General features: G+C 63.6%; 13 protein-coding genes. 6 read left to right on the top strand and 7 right to left on the bottom strand.

Annotated features, from left to right (window positions below; all coding sequences use genetic code 11):
- Positions 1–20 precede the first annotated feature (20 nt).
- On the bottom strand, positions 21–227 hold the full coding sequence (hemP, locus tag C8D77_RS24185; RefSeq protein WP_109668714.1) for a hemin uptake protein HemP: 207 nt from the start codon (positions 225–227) through the stop codon (positions 21–23).
- Between the two features lie 198 nt (positions 228–425).
- Here hemP and C8D77_RS24180 point away from each other — a divergent pair, with 198 nt between their 5' ends.
- From C8D77_RS24180 to hmuQ, 4 genes are all read left to right on the top strand, one after another.
- Positions 426–2603 (top strand): TonB-dependent hemoglobin/transferrin/lactoferrin family receptor, encoded by a 2178-nt coding sequence (locus C8D77_RS24180; protein ID WP_109668712.1) that lies wholly within the window; start codon positions 426–428, stop codon positions 2601–2603.
- A gap of 5 nt (positions 2604–2608) precedes the next feature.
- Positions 2609–3052 carry a hypothetical protein gene (locus C8D77_RS24175; protein ID WP_109668946.1) on the top strand — a complete coding sequence of 148 codons (444 nt, stop codon included), beginning with the start codon at positions 2609–2611 and terminating at the stop codon, positions 3050–3052.
- A gap of 106 nt (positions 3053–3158) precedes the next feature.
- Positions 3159–4172 (top strand): energy transducer TonB family protein, encoded by a 1014-nt coding sequence (locus C8D77_RS24170; RefSeq protein WP_342770052.1) that lies wholly within the window; start codon positions 3159–3161, stop codon positions 4170–4172.
- 64 nt (positions 4173–4236) lie between these two features.
- Positions 4237–4551, top strand: a complete 315-nt coding sequence (hmuQ, locus tag C8D77_RS24165) for a heme-degrading protein HmuQ (RefSeq protein ID WP_109668711.1) — start codon at positions 4237–4239, stop codon at positions 4549–4551.
- 13 nt (positions 4552–4564) lie between these two features.
- Here hmuQ and putA read toward each other — a convergent pair whose 3' ends face one another.
- Entirely contained in the window at positions 4565–8176 is a 3612-nt protein-coding gene (putA, locus tag C8D77_RS24160; RefSeq protein WP_109668710.1) for a bifunctional proline dehydrogenase/L-glutamate gamma-semialdehyde dehydrogenase PutA, read from the bottom strand.
- Positions 8177–8339: 163 nt separating this feature from the next.
- On the opposite strand from putA, the gene C8D77_RS24155 reads away from it, so the two are divergent.
- Entirely contained in the window at positions 8340–8792 is a 453-nt protein-coding gene (locus C8D77_RS24155; RefSeq protein ID WP_056596145.1) for an Lrp/AsnC family transcriptional regulator, read from the top strand.
- 1 nt (position 8793) lies between these two features.
- Here C8D77_RS24155 and C8D77_RS24150 read toward each other — a convergent pair whose 3' ends face one another.
- Together C8D77_RS24150 and C8D77_RS24145 are read right to left on the bottom strand one after the other, a co-directional pair.
- Positions 8794–9993 carry a cytochrome-c peroxidase gene (locus C8D77_RS24150; RefSeq protein ID WP_109668708.1) on the bottom strand — a complete coding sequence of 400 codons (1200 nt, stop codon included), beginning with the start codon at positions 9991–9993 and terminating at the stop codon, positions 8794–8796.
- 7 nt (positions 9994–10000) lie between these two features.
- Complete coding sequence (locus C8D77_RS24145; protein ID WP_109668706.1) at positions 10001–10450, bottom strand: FixH family protein; 450 nt, start codon at positions 10448–10450, stop codon at positions 10001–10003.
- Between the two features lie 151 nt (positions 10451–10601).
- Here C8D77_RS24145 and C8D77_RS24140 point away from each other — a divergent pair, with 151 nt between their 5' ends.
- Positions 10602–11522 carry a sugar kinase gene (locus C8D77_RS24140; RefSeq protein WP_109668704.1) on the top strand — a complete coding sequence of 307 codons (921 nt, stop codon included), beginning with the start codon at positions 10602–10604 and terminating at the stop codon, positions 11520–11522.
- A 12-nt stretch (positions 11523–11534) separates the two neighbouring features.
- On the opposite strand, the gene C8D77_RS24135 is transcribed toward C8D77_RS24140, so the two are convergent.
- The 3 genes from C8D77_RS24135 to C8D77_RS24125 all read right to left on the bottom strand — a co-directional run bounded on the left by C8D77_RS24135 (position 11535) and on the right by C8D77_RS24125 (position 15280).
- Positions 11535–12557 carry an aldose epimerase family protein gene (locus C8D77_RS24135; RefSeq protein WP_109668702.1) on the bottom strand — a complete coding sequence of 341 codons (1023 nt, stop codon included), beginning with the start codon at positions 12555–12557 and terminating at the stop codon, positions 11535–11537.
- A 91-nt stretch (positions 12558–12648) separates the two neighbouring features.
- Positions 12649–14106: an NAD-dependent succinate-semialdehyde dehydrogenase gene (locus C8D77_RS24130; RefSeq protein WP_109668700.1), complete on the bottom strand. Its 1458-nt coding sequence runs from the start codon at positions 14104–14106 to the stop codon at positions 12649–12651.
- A 226-nt stretch (positions 14107–14332) separates the two neighbouring features.
- Complete coding sequence (locus C8D77_RS24125) at positions 14333–15280, bottom strand: AEC family transporter (RefSeq protein ID WP_109668699.1); 948 nt, start codon at positions 15278–15280, stop codon at positions 14333–14335.
- Positions 15281–15282: the final 2 nt, after the last annotated feature.

Here is a 15282-nt window from a genome sequence, read left to right as displayed (position 1 = left end):
CTCGTCCCTGTTGCCTTGTCTTACTTGTTGAGAATGAGCTTGCCCTGGCGGGTGATCTTCAGCCGGTAGAGCGCGCCATGATGCTCGATGCCGATCTCGTGCTCGCCCTGGAACAGGGTGTTGCTGGACAGGGTCCGCACCGCCAGCGGAACCCGGTCGAAACGGACGGAGGCATCGTCGGAACGGCGGACGCGATAGCGAAAATCGTTGGGATTGTGGGTGTTCATCTGGATCGATCCCTTTCCTGTGCCGGGCGTCTGGCTAGGCGTTGCGTAATCCGATTCATTTCTTGACTTGAATAATCATGTTTACTAGTCAGTGCAATACCGGATTAAATGAGTCAACATTTAAGACGCCGGACACGATCAAAACTGCCAGCCAGCCCCGGGCCAGCCAGCATGAAACCTGGACTTTGGAGTTGGGGCATGGGGTTGATGACTTGGGAATGGCGCGGCCGGTCGGCAGCGAAGGGCATGGCGGCTTTGCTGGCAAGCGTGGCGGCGATCGCCTTGTCGGCGCAACTGGCCAACGCTCAGCAGGCGGCGCAGCCGGTAGATCAAACGAAGAAGGCTGACGAGGAAAAGCCCGCCCCTGCGGGCGCAACGCTGCTCGACAAGATCCTCGTCATCAGTCGCACCGGCGAGACGGCGATCGAATCGCTGGCGTCAGCCAGCCATGTCGATCAGGAACAGCTCGACCGCCGCATGGCGACAACGCCGAACGAGATGCTGCTCGGCGTGCCCGGTGTCGCCGCGCAGGCCGACGCCAGGCGCGCCAGCACTAGTATCAACATCCGCGGCTTGCAGGATTTCGGCCGCGTCGCGGTCATCGTCGACGGCGCCCGCCAGAATTTCCAGCGTTCCGACCACGGCACCCAGTCGACCTTCTACATCGATCCCGAGCTCGTCAAATCCGTCGACGTGATCCGCGGTCCCGTCGCCAACACCTACGGCTCGGGCGCCATCGGCGGCGTCGTCTTCTTCGACACCAAGGACGCCGAGGATTTCCTCAAGCCGGACGAGACTTGGGCCGGCTCCGTCACGGGGCGCTATGAGAGCAACGGCAAGGGCTGGACATCAAGCGCATCCGGTGCCTACCGCTTCAACGAGAACTGGGATGCGCTCGGCAACATCGTCTACCGCAACTATGACGACTACAAGGATGGTGGCGGCGACACAGTCAAGGGCACCGGCTTCGACGTGCTCAGCGGCCTGCTCAAGACCACCATCCGCCCGACCGACAACAGCGAACTGAAGCTCGGCTGGGTCGGCTCAAGCGACGGCTGGAACGAGATCAGCGGCGGCGTGCGGGTCAATGACGTCGACCTGAAGTCGAACACCTTCACGGCCCGCTACAACATCACCGATGAGGACAAGAGCTGGCTCGATCTCCATATCAACACCTCTTACAACAAGACCAATCTCGATCTGACCAGCCTCGTCCCTCTCAACCGGTTTGATCCAACCACCGGCCTTCCCATCGTGCTGCCGCAAGGCTCGACGTCGACCTTCGACATCGGCACGACCAGCATCGACATCTGGAACACGTCCCGATTCGAGACCGGCAATGTCGCACACGAACTGACCTATGGCGGCGACTGGGCCGGCGATAACGTCAAGACTGGCGGCACGGCCGGCGGCGACAGTTTCTACACGCCGTCGGGCAAGCGCAACGCTTCTGGCGCCTATGTCCAGGACAAGCTCACCTGGGAGTGGCTCGAAGTCATCGCCGGGCTGCGTTACGACAATTACAGCCTGAAGGACGATTCACGCGAGACATCCAGTGACAGGGTGTCGCCTCGTATCACCGTCGGTGTTTCGCCGTTCGAATCGGCTGGCCTCGCAGGCCTTCAGTTCTACGGCACCTATGCCGAGGGCTATCGCTCGCCGTCGATTACCGAAACGCTGATCAGCGGCAATCACCCGGCAGGCGTCAGCTTCCCGTTCCTGCCCAATCCCAATCTGCGGCCTGAGACCGGCAAGACGACCGAATTCGGCGTCAACTACAAGCAAAATGATATCTTGGAGGCTGGCGACGCGTTCCGTCTCAAGGCGGCGTATTTCAACAACGATGTCGACGACTATATCGAAGGCGTGACGCTGTCCGCGTTCGACCCGACCAGCGGCTGCCCGTTCGGCCCCGGCATCCCGATCTGCTTCCAGTATCAGAATTTCGCCAAGGCCAAGATCAACGGCTTCGAAATGGAAGGCGTTTACGACGCGGCATGGGGCTATGCCGGACTTTCGGCATCCATCATCAATGGTCATACCATATCGTATGAAGGCGACCGCGCAGATCTCGCCACGATTCCCTCCTCCCAGGTCACGGCGCAGCTCGGCTTGCGCTTCCTCGAGGATAAACTGACTGTCGGCGGCGAAGTGCAGTACAACGGCAAGCCGAAGGGCAATGCGGTGGCCAAAGACTACACGCTGGTCAATGCCTTCGCGAGCTATCAGGCGACCGATAATCTCAAGGTCGATTTCCGCGCCGACAATCTGTTCGATGTCAAATACGCCAACCCGCTCAACGGCAGCACGACAGCTGCGGTCTATGAGCCGGGCATAACGCTCAAGCTGGCGGCAACGATGCGATTTGGAGGCTGATGACAATGACGAGCTTGACGACATCCCTTCGTCAACTGACCTCGACGCTGGCGATGTCGCTTGCGATGGTTCCGGCGTGGGCACAAGAGTCCGCGCCGGTCCCCGCACTCAGCCTCGAACTCAACGGCGCGCAGCCTTCCGACAAGGGCTGCCGCCTGACGTTCGTGGTCAATAACAATCTCGGCGCCGACCTGTCCAAGGCGGCATTCGAGATCGCCCTGTTCAACGAGGCTGGCGTCGTCGACCGGCTGACCGTGCTCGATTTCAAGGAATTGCCGGCGGGCAAGACCAAGGTGACACGTTTCGATCTGGCCGGCACCGAATGCTCGAAAGTCAGCCGCGTGCTGATCAACAGCGCGACCGAATGCACCGGTACCGGCGTCGAGCCGAATGCCTGCATGCGCAAGCTGAAGACGGACACCAGGACCGGTATCGCTTTCGGCGTCTGAGGTGGGACTGCATCCCCCATTCCTGCAGAACACTGTGGCGTGGCCAATTGCCGGCCACCGTCGACTGCCGCTGCCAGCGAACGATCTTGATTTGACAATTCTGCTCTTGTCGCTGCAGGTCTCGTGGCGAGACATGCATGATATCAGCCCCCTCCCCAACGCCGGCGCCGGCGCCGAGCTGGCCATAAAACCAACCGAGCCGCTTGCGCTGCCGCAGCCGTCGGCCTGGAACCGCAAATGGACGGCAGCGATCGTCATCTCCTGTCTGCTCCACGCCGCGGTGGCAGCGGCTTTTCTGATCTCGCCTTCAGGGACATCCAGTTTCCAGGACGCTATGCAGTCGGAAGGCAGTGATCAGTCGGGCGCCAAGGTGGTCGGCAGCGCGCTGGACAAGGACCCGGCGGCAATAAATGTCGCGCTGGTGCCGAACCCGCAGCCGGCCAAACCACAGCCGGCAACGCCGCCCAAGCCGTCGCCGCCAACGGAGCCTTCTCAACCCGCGAAGGACGCAGCAAAGCCGCCGCTCAAGCCTTTGCCGGAACCTGTCAAACAGCCAGCGGTGACGCCGGACATATTGGTGGCCGGCGCCCCACGCCCCGATGACCAAAGCGTCGCCCCCAAGACCGAAACGCCAGCGCAGCCGACCGTTCAGGCCGGGAGCGCCGAGGCGCCTGTGGCCGTTCCGGAGCAGCCGCCGATCCCCAGCGCGAGGCCAACTCCGGCAGCTGCGCCAGCAACTGCAAGCGAACCATATGAGAAGCGCGGCACGGCGGATGGTCGGGAAATCAAGGCCGCAATTGCCAGCAAGGGCAGAAAACAAACCGGTGCAGGCAACGCGGCAGCGTCTCGCTATAGCGGCGAGGTGGCCAACAAATTGGCTCGCGCCAATCGCCGCGTTTCGAAAGCGGCGCAAACGACAGCCCGCAACAACGCTATGGTGGCATTTGTGGTGCTGGCCAATGGAAACATCAGCGACTTGCAACTTGCCAAAAGCTCGGGCTCTCCGGAGCTCGATCAATTCGCTTTGGAGCTGGTGCGAAAACAGGCGCCCTTCCCTCCCATTCCGCCGGAGACCGGACTGTTAAGCTGGCGGTTCAAAGCACCAATCGGCCCGTTCTGAGCCTCAGCCGCCCCGTTACGCCATCCATCGATCGTCAAAGTTCAAAACCGCTGAAAGGAACCCGATGTACATCGCCATGAACCGCTTCAAGGTGCAGACCGGCTCGGAGAACGATTTCGAAGCCGTGTGGAAGAACCGAGACTCCAGCCTCGCTGAGATGAAGGGTTTTAGGGAATTCCACCTGTTGCGTGGCCCGGTCAACGAGACCGAAGGCTACACGCTGTTTGCATCGCATACGGTGTGGGCGAGCCACGAGGATTTTATCGCCTGGACCAAGTCGGAGAATTTCCGCGCCGCCCACAGAAATGTCGGCACGACAAAGGTCCACTATCTCGGCCACCCCCAGTTCGAGGGTTTTGCGGTCGTCGAAGGCGCATAAATACTGGCCGGGGTCAGGCTCCGGCCAGCAGGCTCGCATTGCCGCCGGCGGCGGTGGTGTCGACACAGACCGCCCGTTCATGCGCATAGGCCGCCGGGTTCAGCACCTCGCTGACCAGCGGCACGATCGGGCCTGAGCGGTCGGCGATGACCTTGCGCACGATGCGCGCGGCCTCGGGCGTGCCCGAAAAAGCGACGACATCGACCCGCAGCGAGCGCGCTTCGACCGGATCAGGACGACCATCGATGGCGGCCAGTGGCAGGCCCTTGCCGGTCAATGCGGACAGGGCAGCCGGCGCACCGGGCGCCACCGCCAGCACCGCATTGCCGGCGGCGAGCGCTTGGATCGTCTGCGCGAGCAGCGTGTCGCCATCAGGACCAAGGCATAGCACCCGTCCGCGCGGCGACAGCGAGAGCGTGTTGGCCTCGCCGGTCGGCCCGGGCAGGTCGACCTGGCCGAAATCGATGCTGGCGGCAGCACCAATGGCTGCGGCACCCTTGCCGCGCAGATGCTTCCTCAGAATGGCGATCCGGTCGGGCCGCGTCGACCAGCCGCCAAGCGTGGGATCGGGCAGATTGTCGGCAAGTTCGGTCGCCGTGACCTTATGGCCATCCTGCAAATGGGTGCCGGCCTCCGGCCCCTTGCGGAAGCGCCTGAGATAGTGCGGACCGCCGGCCTTTGGACCGGTGCCTGAAAGCCCCTCGCCACCAAACGGCTGCGAACCGACAACGGCGCCGATCTGGTTGCGGTTGACATAGATGTTGCCGGCATGGATGCCGTCGACGAAATGCTGCACGCGGCCCTCGATGCGGGTGTGCAGGCCGAAGGTCAGGCCATAGCCCTTGCGGTTGATGGCCGCGATGACCGCGTCGATCTCGTCGGCGTCGAAGGTGGCGACATGCAGCACCGGCCCGAACACCTCGCGCTCCATGTCTTCGATGCCCTTGACCCGGAAGACGTGCGGCGCGACGAAGCGCCCCTCCTTCGGTGCCTCGAGCTTGGCGATCAGCCTGCCCTGCAGACCCATTTTCGTGCAGTACTCGCGGATCGAGCTTTGCGCCTCGTCGTCGATGACAGGGCCGACATCGGTTGAAATCCGCCAGGGATCACCGATGCTGAGCGCCTCCATGGCGCCTTTCAGCATCTCCAGCATCTTCTTCTCGACGTCCTTCTGCACATAGAGCACGCGCAGCGCCGAGCAGCGCTGGCCGGCACTCTGGAAGGCCGAGGCGAGGATGTCGCGCACCGCCTGTTCGGGCAGCGCGGTGGAATCGACGATCATGGCGTTGAGGCCGCCGGTCTCGGCGATCAGCATGGCATCGGGCGCGGCCGTCTCGGCCAGTTGCTTCTCGATCAGCTTGGCAACCTCGGTCGAACCGGTGAAGCAGACGCCAGCAATGCGCGGATCGGCGGTGAGCGGCCCGCCGACCGATGGACCGTCGCCAGGCAGCAACTGGATGACGTCTTCCGGCACACCGGCCTCGCGCAGCAGTTCGACGGCACGGAAGGCGATCAGCGGCGTCTGCTCGGCCGGCTTGGCGATCACCGAATTGCCGGTGACAAGTGCGGCGGCGATCTGGCCGGTGAAGATGGCGAGCGGGAAATTCCACGGCGAGATGCAGACGATGGCGCCGCGCGCTTGCGTGCCCGCCTCCGCATTGGCCGCTTCAGTGGCGTAGTAGCGAAGGAAGTCGACCGCCTCGCGCACTTCGGCGACGCCGTCGGCCAGCGATTTGCCGGCCTCCCTTGTGGCGAGCGCGAAGAATTCGACGGCATTCGCTTCATAGAGATCGGCGGCGCGGTTGAGGATGGCGGCGCGTTCGGCAACGGGACGCTTCGCCCAGGCCGGCTGCGCGTCCACCGCGATCCGCACGGCGGTCGCCACTTGCTTGGCAGCGGCTTCGCTGACCGTGCCGACCACTTCGGAAGGCTTGGCCGGATTGACGATCGGACGCTGCTTGCCATAGCCGGCGGCCCGGGTGATCGGCTTGGCATGCCAGCGATCCGGCCCTGCGAAGGCGGCCTTGGCCTTGTCGATCGCCGCCAGCGTCACCGTGTCGGTGACGTCAAAACCCTTCGAGTTCCGACGGCCGGCGCCAAAAATCTGGGAAGGCCGGGCAATCGCCGGATTGGCGGCCGGACCCTGGCTTTCGACCGTTTCGAGCGGATCACGCGCAATGTCCTCCGGCTCGACATCCTCGTCAGTCAGCTGGTGCACGAAGGAGGAGTTGGCGCCGTTCTCCAGCAGCCGACGGACCAGATAGGCAAGCAGATCGGAATGCGCACCGACCGGTGCATAGATGCGGCAGCGCGTGCCTTCGGACCGTCGCACCGTCTCGTGCAGGGCTTCGCCCATGCCGTGCAGACGCTGGAACTCGAAGGAGTCGCGGTTCGTCGCCATCGACAGGATGGCCGCGACTGTGTGGGCGTTGTGGGTGGCGAATTGCGGATAGATGCGATCGGTCATGCCAAGCAACTTCTTGGCGCAAGCGATGTAGGAGACGTCGGTGTTGGCCTTGCGGGTGAAGACGGGATAACCTGATAGTCCGAGCGTCTGCGCCCGCTTGATCTCGGTGTCCCAATAGGCGCCCTTGACCAGCCGCACCATGATGTTGCGGTCGTATTTCTTGGCCAGCGCGTAGAGCCAGTCGATGGCAAAGGCCGCGCGTGGCCCATACGCTTGCACCACCACACCAAAACCGTTCCAGCCGGCGAGTTCCGGCTCGGCCAGCACCCGCTCGATCACGTCGAGCGACAGATCGAGGCGGTCGGCTTCCTCGGCGTCGATGTTGAGGCCCATGCGCGAATGGCGCGCGGCAAGCGCCAGCGACAAAAGCCGCTCGGCCATGACCGGCAGCATCTCTTCCTTCTGCGCTACCTCATAACGCGGATGCAGCGCCGAAAGCTTGACCGAGATGCCGTGATTCTGCCTGATATCAGGGCCGTTGGAGCCGGAATCGAGCGACGAAATCGCGGCGGCATAGGCCTTATGATAGCGCAAGGCATCGGCCTCGGTGCGAGCCGCTTCGCCCAGCATGTCGAAGGAATAGAGATAACCTTTCTGCGTCATCGGCCGGCCGCGCTTGACGGCCTCGGCGATGGTGCGGCCGAGCACAAACTGCTCGCCCATCTCGCGCATGGCGGCGGCCACCGCTTTGCGGATGACCGGCTCGCCCAGCCGCCGCACCATAGAACGCAGCGTGCCCTCGATGCCGCCCTCGCCCTCATCGAGGACGCGGCCGGTCAGCATCAGCGCCCAGGTCGAGGCGTTGACGAAGATGGAACTCGAGCCGCCGGAATGCGCCGACCAGTCATGCGGCGCGATCTTGTCGGCGATGAGGTCGTCCATCGTCTCGGTGTCAGGCACGCGCAGCAGCGCCTCGGCCAGGCACATCAGCGCCACGCCTTCCTTTGTGGAGAGGCCGTAGGCCGAGAGGAAGACCTCCATCAGCCGAGGATCCGACGAACCGCGCACCGCCCGCACCAGATCGGCGGCCCGGGCCGAGATCGCCTTGCGGTCTTTCGCTGAAAGGCCCGTCGCTTCGGCCAGCCGCTTCACGGCCTCGTCTTCGTCGGGCAGGTAGTTGGCGCGGATCTGCTGGCGGATGGCATCAAGCGCGGGCATGGCGGTCCCATGGATTGAGCAAAGGGGATCGGGCCGGCGGTCACCGGACCGAATGGCGCAAGCTAGCACAAGTGCGAAATTTCGACCGGTCCAAAGAAATCGACATTGCAGGTCATTCGATCTATCTTGGTGATCTAAAACTATCATATGGACTGCATTTTCGATGACAGAAGATCAATTGGACCGCATCGACCGGAATATCCTGGCGGCGCTGGCAAGCGATGGCCGGCTTTCGATGTCCGAACTGGCGGCGAAGGTCGGCCTGTCGAAGACGCCGGTGCAGGCGCGAGTGAAGCGGCTGGAGAAGGACGGCTACATCAGGGGCTACCAGGCGATCATCGACCGCGAGCGTATGGGCGAAGGCCATGTCGCTTTCGTCCAGGTGAAATTGTCCGACACCCGATCCGCCGCGCTCGATGCCTTCAACCGATCCGTACAAGCCGTGCCGGAGATCGAGCAGTGCCACATGATGGCGTCGAGCTTCGATTATTTGCTGAAGGTCCGCACAAGGGATATCGCCGCCTACCGCCGCGTCCTGGGCGAGCGCATCTCGGCGCTCCCCCATGTCGCCCAGACCTCGACCTTCGTGGCAATGGAGACGGTCAAGGATCGGTAGCTCACTCCGCCAGCGTCTTCAGGAAGGCCACCAGCGCCCCACGCTCGCGATCCGACAGCTCAAGCGGGTGAACTTCGGACGTGCCCTCCACGCTGGGCGCAGCCTTGGCGTAGTGCGCCACCACCTCGTCGAGCGACGAAAACTGCCCGGCATGCATGTAGGGCGGTCGCGTTGCCGCTCCGCGCAGCGACGGCGTCTTGTAGGCGCGAACAAGTTGCGGCGCATCCTTGACCATGAAGCGCAGCTCGCCGCAGGCGCTGGCGTCGCCATCGCGATAGGCGCCGAAGCAGTTGAACGGGTCGGCCTCGACCTGTGCCACGGCATCGATGCGGCCGCGATCCGGCGGCAGACCCGCAACGGGCGGCACGCCGGTGTTGTGAAAGCTGTTGTCGGTGAAGCGCGGGCCGTCGTGGCAGGTCACGCAATTGGCCTTGCCGATGAACAGTTTCAGCCCAAGGATTTCCTCCTTCGAGAAAACGGCATCGCCTTTCGGCTCCGCGCCGGCGACAAGGTCCAGCGCAAAGCGGTCGAAGCGCGTTGGCGCCGGCTCGATCGAGCGTTCGAAGGCGGCAATCGCCTTGCCGAGATTGGCAAACACACCGTTGATGCCGTCGCGTTGTGCGCCGCTCATCGCGTTCCAGGCAGCCTTCTCGGCATCGGTTCCAAGCGGACTGGCATTCAACGGCATGCCGGAAAAGTCAGGCAGCGGCCCAAAGATGCGCTCATAGCGCTCACCAAAGCGCGCCTTGATGTAATGCGCGTAGGCGGCGCGGTTTCCCGCCTGCTCCAGCGGGTTTTCGAGCGGAGTCAGCGCTTGCGCCCACAGGCTGTCGCGGCGGCCGTCCCAGAAAAACCAGGGATCGCGCGCCACGCCGGCCAGCGGCATGGTGCGCCGGTTGGTGTGGCCGACGCCGACCGCTTGCGGCAGGTCGTCCTGGAACTGGCGGTCGATCTTGTGGCAGGTCGAGCACGACACCGTGCCGTCGCGGCTCATGCCAAGGTCGAAGAAAAGCGTCGAGCCGAGCGCGGCAGCGGCCGGCACGTCGGCAAAACGATTGGTGGTGTCGGGCTTCAGGGGCGGCAACCTCGACAGCGCCAGCGAGGCGATGGTCTTCTTCTCGGCGTCGGAAAAGTCAGGCTTGCCGCAGCCGACGAGGATGACGGCGACCATCAGCGCCAGAAAGCAGAAAAGGCGCTTCATCGATCGCTCACAGCACCACGTTGAACAGTACTGTGTCGGAGCCGGCGCCGGACGAGATGGCGAAACGAAGTTGCCACCAGCCGCTCATCGTGAATTTCAGCCCCTCGATGCGGTAACGGCCTTCGCCCAGGTAATCGGTGACCTGCGGGCTGGTCGGCAGGCCGTGATTGTGTTGCGGCATACCGCCGGAGATGGCGATCGCGGCGCGCTCCACCGAAGCCCCAGTCTTTGTTTTCAGGGTCAGCAGCCAGGATTCCAGTTCGCCCTGCCGCACCACGCCCCGTTCCGGCACGAAGCTGGCCATGTACAGCCCATTTTCGGATTTCTTCGTACGCGAGACATCCGGGCCGGCAGGCTGCGCGGACCGCGGCGCCGTCAGATAGACGACCGCGAGAATGCCGACCAGCAAGGCAGCCAGACCAAGACCTGCCAGAAGATAACGCCATATCGATACCAAACCGGTTCCTCTTCTGCAGACAACGCTCTGCCGAACGGATCGCATCCCGCCAGCCTGTGGGAAAACGCTGTGGCGGAAAAAACCCTGCTTGCCAAGCATGGCGTTGCCGATGGCAAAAAGCTACAGCACCAAGATCACTGGAGGACTGTAGATGGCGGGAACCGGCGTCGCCTCGATCGGCGAATGCATGCTCGAACTGTCGGGCCAGACGGGACCGAACTGGCGCATGGGCTTTGCCGGCGACACGTTCAACACGCTGTGGGCGCTGCATGCGTTGAGCACTGAGCGGCCGGCAACCTATGTCTCGGCCTTCGGCGACGATCCCTTCTCGCAAGGCCAGATCGGTTTCCTGGCTGAAAACGGCATCGGCATCGGCTCCAGCCCGGTCATAGCGGGCGCGCGGCCCGGCCTCTATGCCATCACACTGACCGGCGCCGAGCGTTCCTTCACCTATTGGCGTTCCGACGCCGCCGCGCGGCAGCTTGCCTCGGACCCGGCTGCGTTGGCGAAAAATATTGAAAATCAGGCGCTTGTCTATTTTTCCGGGATCACTTTGGCAATTCTGGACGATGCCGCACGCGCCACATTGCTGGCTGCTGTCGCCAAGGCGCGCTCGGTCGGTTCACTTGTCGCCTTCGACCCCAACTACCGGTCGCGGCTCTGGCGCAATCGCGAGGATGCGCAGGCAGCGATCGTCGAAGCCCTTGCTGTCACCGACATCGCGTTGCCGACCTTCCCCGACGAGCAGATGCTGTTTGGCGACGCAACACCGCAAGCGACCGCAGAGCGACTCGGGCAACTGGTTGGCGAGGTCGTCGTCAAGAATGGCGAAGCGCCGGCGCTGGTTGCCCAACGAGGAACATTACGCGAAGTCCCTGCGATCCATGTCGCCGCTCCCGCCGATACGACAGGCGCCGGTGATTCCTTCAATGGCGGCTACCTTGCGGCTCGTCTTGCCGGCCATGACCCGCTGGAAGCCGCGCGCCGTGCCCATCGCGTCGCCGCTGCCGTGGTGCAGGTACGCGGCGCGCTGGCGCCGTTCGAGACGCTGCGAACCGCTTTCGAAGGCTAAAGGCTGAAAAAACTAGGGTAGCCGAAATCTGTATTCCGTGACGTGGTGGTAGATCGCGCCCGGCCACAGCGTTGCCTGCGGGAAATAGGGCCGGTTCGGCGCATCCGGCCACACCTGCGGCTCGAGGCAGAAACCGCAAAAGGCCTTGTAGTTCCGCCCTTCCAGCCCGGTGCGCGGCGTCACATACTGGCCGGTATAGAGCTGGACGCCGGGCTCGGTGGTCCAGACCTCCATCTCGACACCGGAACTGGCGCCTTGCGTCCATGCCGCCTGCTTGAGCGGCCCGCGTGTCGACGCAAGGCAGAAATTCTGGTCGTAAGGCAGCTGTTCGCCCTCGGTCTCCATGCGCAGCGGCCGCGCCTGGCGGAAATCGAACGGCGTGCCGTCAACCGGCTTGACCACCCCGGTCGGGATCATGTCGCCATCGACCGGCAGGTAGGCGCCGGCGTTCAGCATCATCCTGTGGTCGAGAATGTCGCCGGCACCGCCATCATCCAGGTTGAAATAGGAATGCTGGGTGAGATTGCACAGCGTCGGCTCCTCACAGGTGGCGGTCAGCTCGACGCTGAGCGTGCCGGGGATCTTCAGCCGGTAGGTACAGGTGACGTCGAGCGCGCCGGGAAAACCCATCGTGCCGTCGGGATCGTGCAGGGTCAGCGTGACGAAATCCCTGCCATGCAAGGAAACCGTCCACGGCCGGTGGGAGTAACCTTGCGAGCCGCCATGCAGCGTATGCTTATCGAGGAAGTTTTGCTCGGTCTGGTAGCGGTTGCCGCCAATAGTAAAGCGGCCGTCGCGGATGCGGTTGGCATAGCGACCGACGACCGCTCCGAAGAAGCCCGTATCCGTCTCGTAGGCTTGCAGACTGTCGTAGCCGAGCACGAGCGGCGCATCATGCCCGGTCAGGCGCAGGTCCTGGATGATTGCGCCCAGACCGATGACGTTGGCGGTGATGCCGCCACCCCTGATCGTGAAGCGACGCACCGGCTCGCCTGCCTGTGTCGTGCCGAAAACCTCGCCGTCCTTCATCGCCATGCCCGTAAATGCCAGTTGATCCTGAGGACTTCGGCTGGTTTTCCTTCCGAGATGGGCAAGCCATTGGCCTCCCCATCTCAGGGATAGCCTATCAGAGGCCGAGGCCACCGATGCAGACATATTTGGTGTCGAGATAATCCTCGATGCCCTGATGTCCGCCTTCCTTGCCGAGACCCGATTCCTTGACGCCGCCGAACGGCGCCTCCGGCGTGGTGATGAGGCCTTCATTGACGCCGACCATGCCGTATTTCAGCCCTTCCATGACGCGGAAGGCGCGGCCGAGATCGCCGGTGTAGAAATAGCAGGCGAGGCCGAATTCGGTGTCGTTGGCGAGTGCGACGGCTTCCTCTTCGGTCTCGAACTTGAACACCGGTGCGACCGGGCCAAAGATCTCTTCCTTCATGAAGCGCATCTTCGGCGTCGCGTTGGCGATGACCGTCGGCTGGAAGAACGAACCGCCGAGCGCATGGCGCTTGCCGCCGGCGACGATCTTGCCGCCCTTGGAAGTGGCGTCGGCGATCAGCTCCTCGACCTTCTCGACCGCCTTCTCGTCGATCAGCGGTCCCTGCTGCACGCCGTCCTCGAGGCCGGACCCGACCTTCAGCCCATTGCTGGCGGCAGCGAGCTTCTCGACGAACTTGTCATAGACACCAGCCTGGACAAGGAAGCGGTTGGTGCAGACGCAGGTCTGGCCGGAATTGCGGTACTTGGCGGTGATCGCACCGGCGACCGCACGCTCGAGGTCGGCGTCGTCGAAGACGATGAACGGCGCGTTGCCGCCGAGTTCCATCGACACCTTCTTGACGGTGACCGACGACTTCTGGATGAGAAGCTTGCCGACCTCGGTCGATCCGGTGAAGGTGATCTTCGACACCAGCGGATTGGCGCAGATCTCGTCGCCGATCTCGCTGGCCGAACCGGTCAGGATGTTGACGACGCCCTTGGGGAAGCCGACTTCCTCGGCGAGCGCGCCCCAGGCCAGACCCGAATATGGCGTCTGCGACGCAGGCTTGACGACCGCTGTGCAGCCGGCGGCGAGCGCCGGGCCGAGCTTGCGGGCCAGCATCGAGGATGGGAAATTCCACGGCGTGATGGCGGCGATGACGCCGACCGGCTCCTTGGTCACCAGGATGCGGCGGTCTGCCCATGGCGACGGCACGACGTCGCCATAGGTGCGGCGGCCTTCCTCGGCGAACCACAGGATGTAGGCCGCGGCAGAGCCGATCTCGCCCTTCGATTCGAACAGCGACTTGCCTTGCTCGATGGTTAGCAGTTCGGCCAGCACGTCCTGATTGTCCATCATCGCGTCGTGCAGCTTGCGCAGCAGCTTCGAGCGCTCGAGCGCGGTGGTCTTGCGCCACGACTTGAAGGCGGCGGCGGCAGCTTCGATGGCGCGGCGGGTCTCGGCCTTGCCCGACTTCGGCACGGTGCCGATCTTGAGACCGGTGGCCGGGTTGTTGACGTCGACCGTCTGGCCGCTGTCGGCCTGCACCCATTCGCCATTGATGAGATTGGCCTGCCGCATGAAATGGCTGGTTTTCTGAAGCATGGTCTATCCTCCGTTCGGCGCGCTGACGGGCCGGTCTGTGAAGTCTTCGGTGAGCGTGCGCCATGGACTGAAGCCGGCACGCCGGAGCCTCTGCTCTTTACCTAGGGCAAGGCCCGCAAGCAATCGCAAGATGGCATATAGGGGTTGGACCAGCCCGAGGCGAGAGCAGGCCGAACTATGACGCGCCGATCGCGGGCCGGAATCATCTGAATATCGACATGCCCCATCAGAAAACGTGAAGCACCACCGCCAGCCAAAAGGCGGTGGTGACGGCGGCGCAGGCCGTGGCGATGGTCATCTGGTTCGACGCCAGCGCCTGGCCGGTGTTGAACTGCACGGCGATGAGATAGGAATTGATGCCGGACGGCAGCGCCGCCACCACCACCGCGACCTTGGCCGTCAAGGGCGGCAGGCCGAGCAGCCAGACAAAGGCGAGAACCAGCGCCGGCATCAGGAACAGCTTCAGCACCGAAAGCGCCAACGCCGGCCGGACATTGCCGGAGATACCGAAGCGGCGCAGGCTGAGGCCCATGGCAAACAGCGCCACCGGGCCGGCCGTATCGGCCAGCGCATCGACCAGCCGCTTGACAAGGTCGGGCAGCGGTACGCCGCTGAGGCGCCATGCCAGCCCCGCCAGAATGCCGATGATCAGCGGATTGATGAACAGCCGCCTCAGGAAGCTGCGGATCATGCGCAAGGGGTGCATGGGCTCGCCGCCGCTGCGGCCGAACATCTCGAACAGGACGATCGAGGCCATCATCATGATCGGCAGATGCACGGAGACCAGCAGTGACAGCACTTCGAAGCCGCTCGGGCCGAATATGCCAAGGATGAAGGGAGCGCCGAGCAGCACGACATTGGAATAGGCCGAAGATACGCCACCGACGACACCGGCGCGTGCATCCCGCCCGAATATCCGCGTGGTGACGAGATGGCCGGCGGCCCAGGTGATGGTTGCGGCCGCGAAATAGGCGCCCCACAGCGGCCAAGGTGCCACGCCGTGGAAATCGGCATTCACCATGGTCTGGAACAGCAGCAGCGGCATCGCCACCGAGACCGCGAAGTTGGATATCCCCTCGCCGCTCTCCGGCTTCAAATAGCCGGTGAACCCGGCGAGATAGCCGAGCGCGACAAGGCTGAAGACGAAAAGGACCGTTTCGGTGAGCGGAGACATTT

The sequence above is a fragment of the Mesorhizobium loti genome, assembly GCF_003148495.1.
GTDB lineage: Bacteria > Pseudomonadota > Alphaproteobacteria > Rhizobiales > Rhizobiaceae > Mesorhizobium > Mesorhizobium loti.
The sequence above is the reverse complement of the archived record's forward strand: the minus strand, read 5'-3'. Positions and strand labels throughout refer to the sequence as shown.

Coding starts and splice junctions, on each gene's coding strand:
- C8D77_RS24175 (WP_109668946.1), top strand. CDS start 2,609: ATGACGAGCTTGACGACATCCCTTCGTCAACTGACCTCGACGCTGGCG.
- C8D77_RS24135 (WP_109668702.1), bottom strand. CDS start 12,557: ATGGCGATGAAGGACGGCGAGGTTTTCGGCACGACACAGGCAGGCGAG.
- C8D77_RS24180 (WP_109668712.1), top strand. CDS start 426: ATGGGGTTGATGACTTGGGAATGGCGCGGCCGGTCGGCAGCGAAGGGC.
- putA (WP_109668710.1), bottom strand. CDS start 8,176: ATGCCCGCGCTTGATGCCATCCGCCAGCAGATCCGCGCCAACTACCTG.
- hemP (WP_109668714.1), bottom strand. CDS start 227: ATGAACACCCACAATCCCAACGATTTTCGCTATCGCGTCCGCCGTTCC.
- C8D77_RS24150 (WP_109668708.1), bottom strand. CDS start 9,993: ATGAAGCGCCTTTTCTGCTTTCTGGCGCTGATGGTCGCCGTCATCCTC.
- C8D77_RS24140 (WP_109668704.1), top strand. CDS start 10,602: ATGGCGGGAACCGGCGTCGCCTCGATCGGCGAATGCATGCTCGAACTG.
- C8D77_RS24155 (WP_056596145.1), top strand. CDS start 8,340: ATGACAGAAGATCAATTGGACCGCATCGACCGGAATATCCTGGCGGCG.
- C8D77_RS24130 (WP_109668700.1), bottom strand. CDS start 14,106: ATGCTTCAGAAAACCAGCCATTTCATGCGGCAGGCCAATCTCATCAAT.
- hmuQ (WP_109668711.1), top strand. CDS start 4,237: ATGTACATCGCCATGAACCGCTTCAAGGTGCAGACCGGCTCGGAGAAC.
- C8D77_RS24125 (WP_109668699.1), bottom strand. CDS start 15,280: ATGTCTCCGCTCACCGAAACGGTCCTTTTCGTCTTCAGCCTTGTCGCG.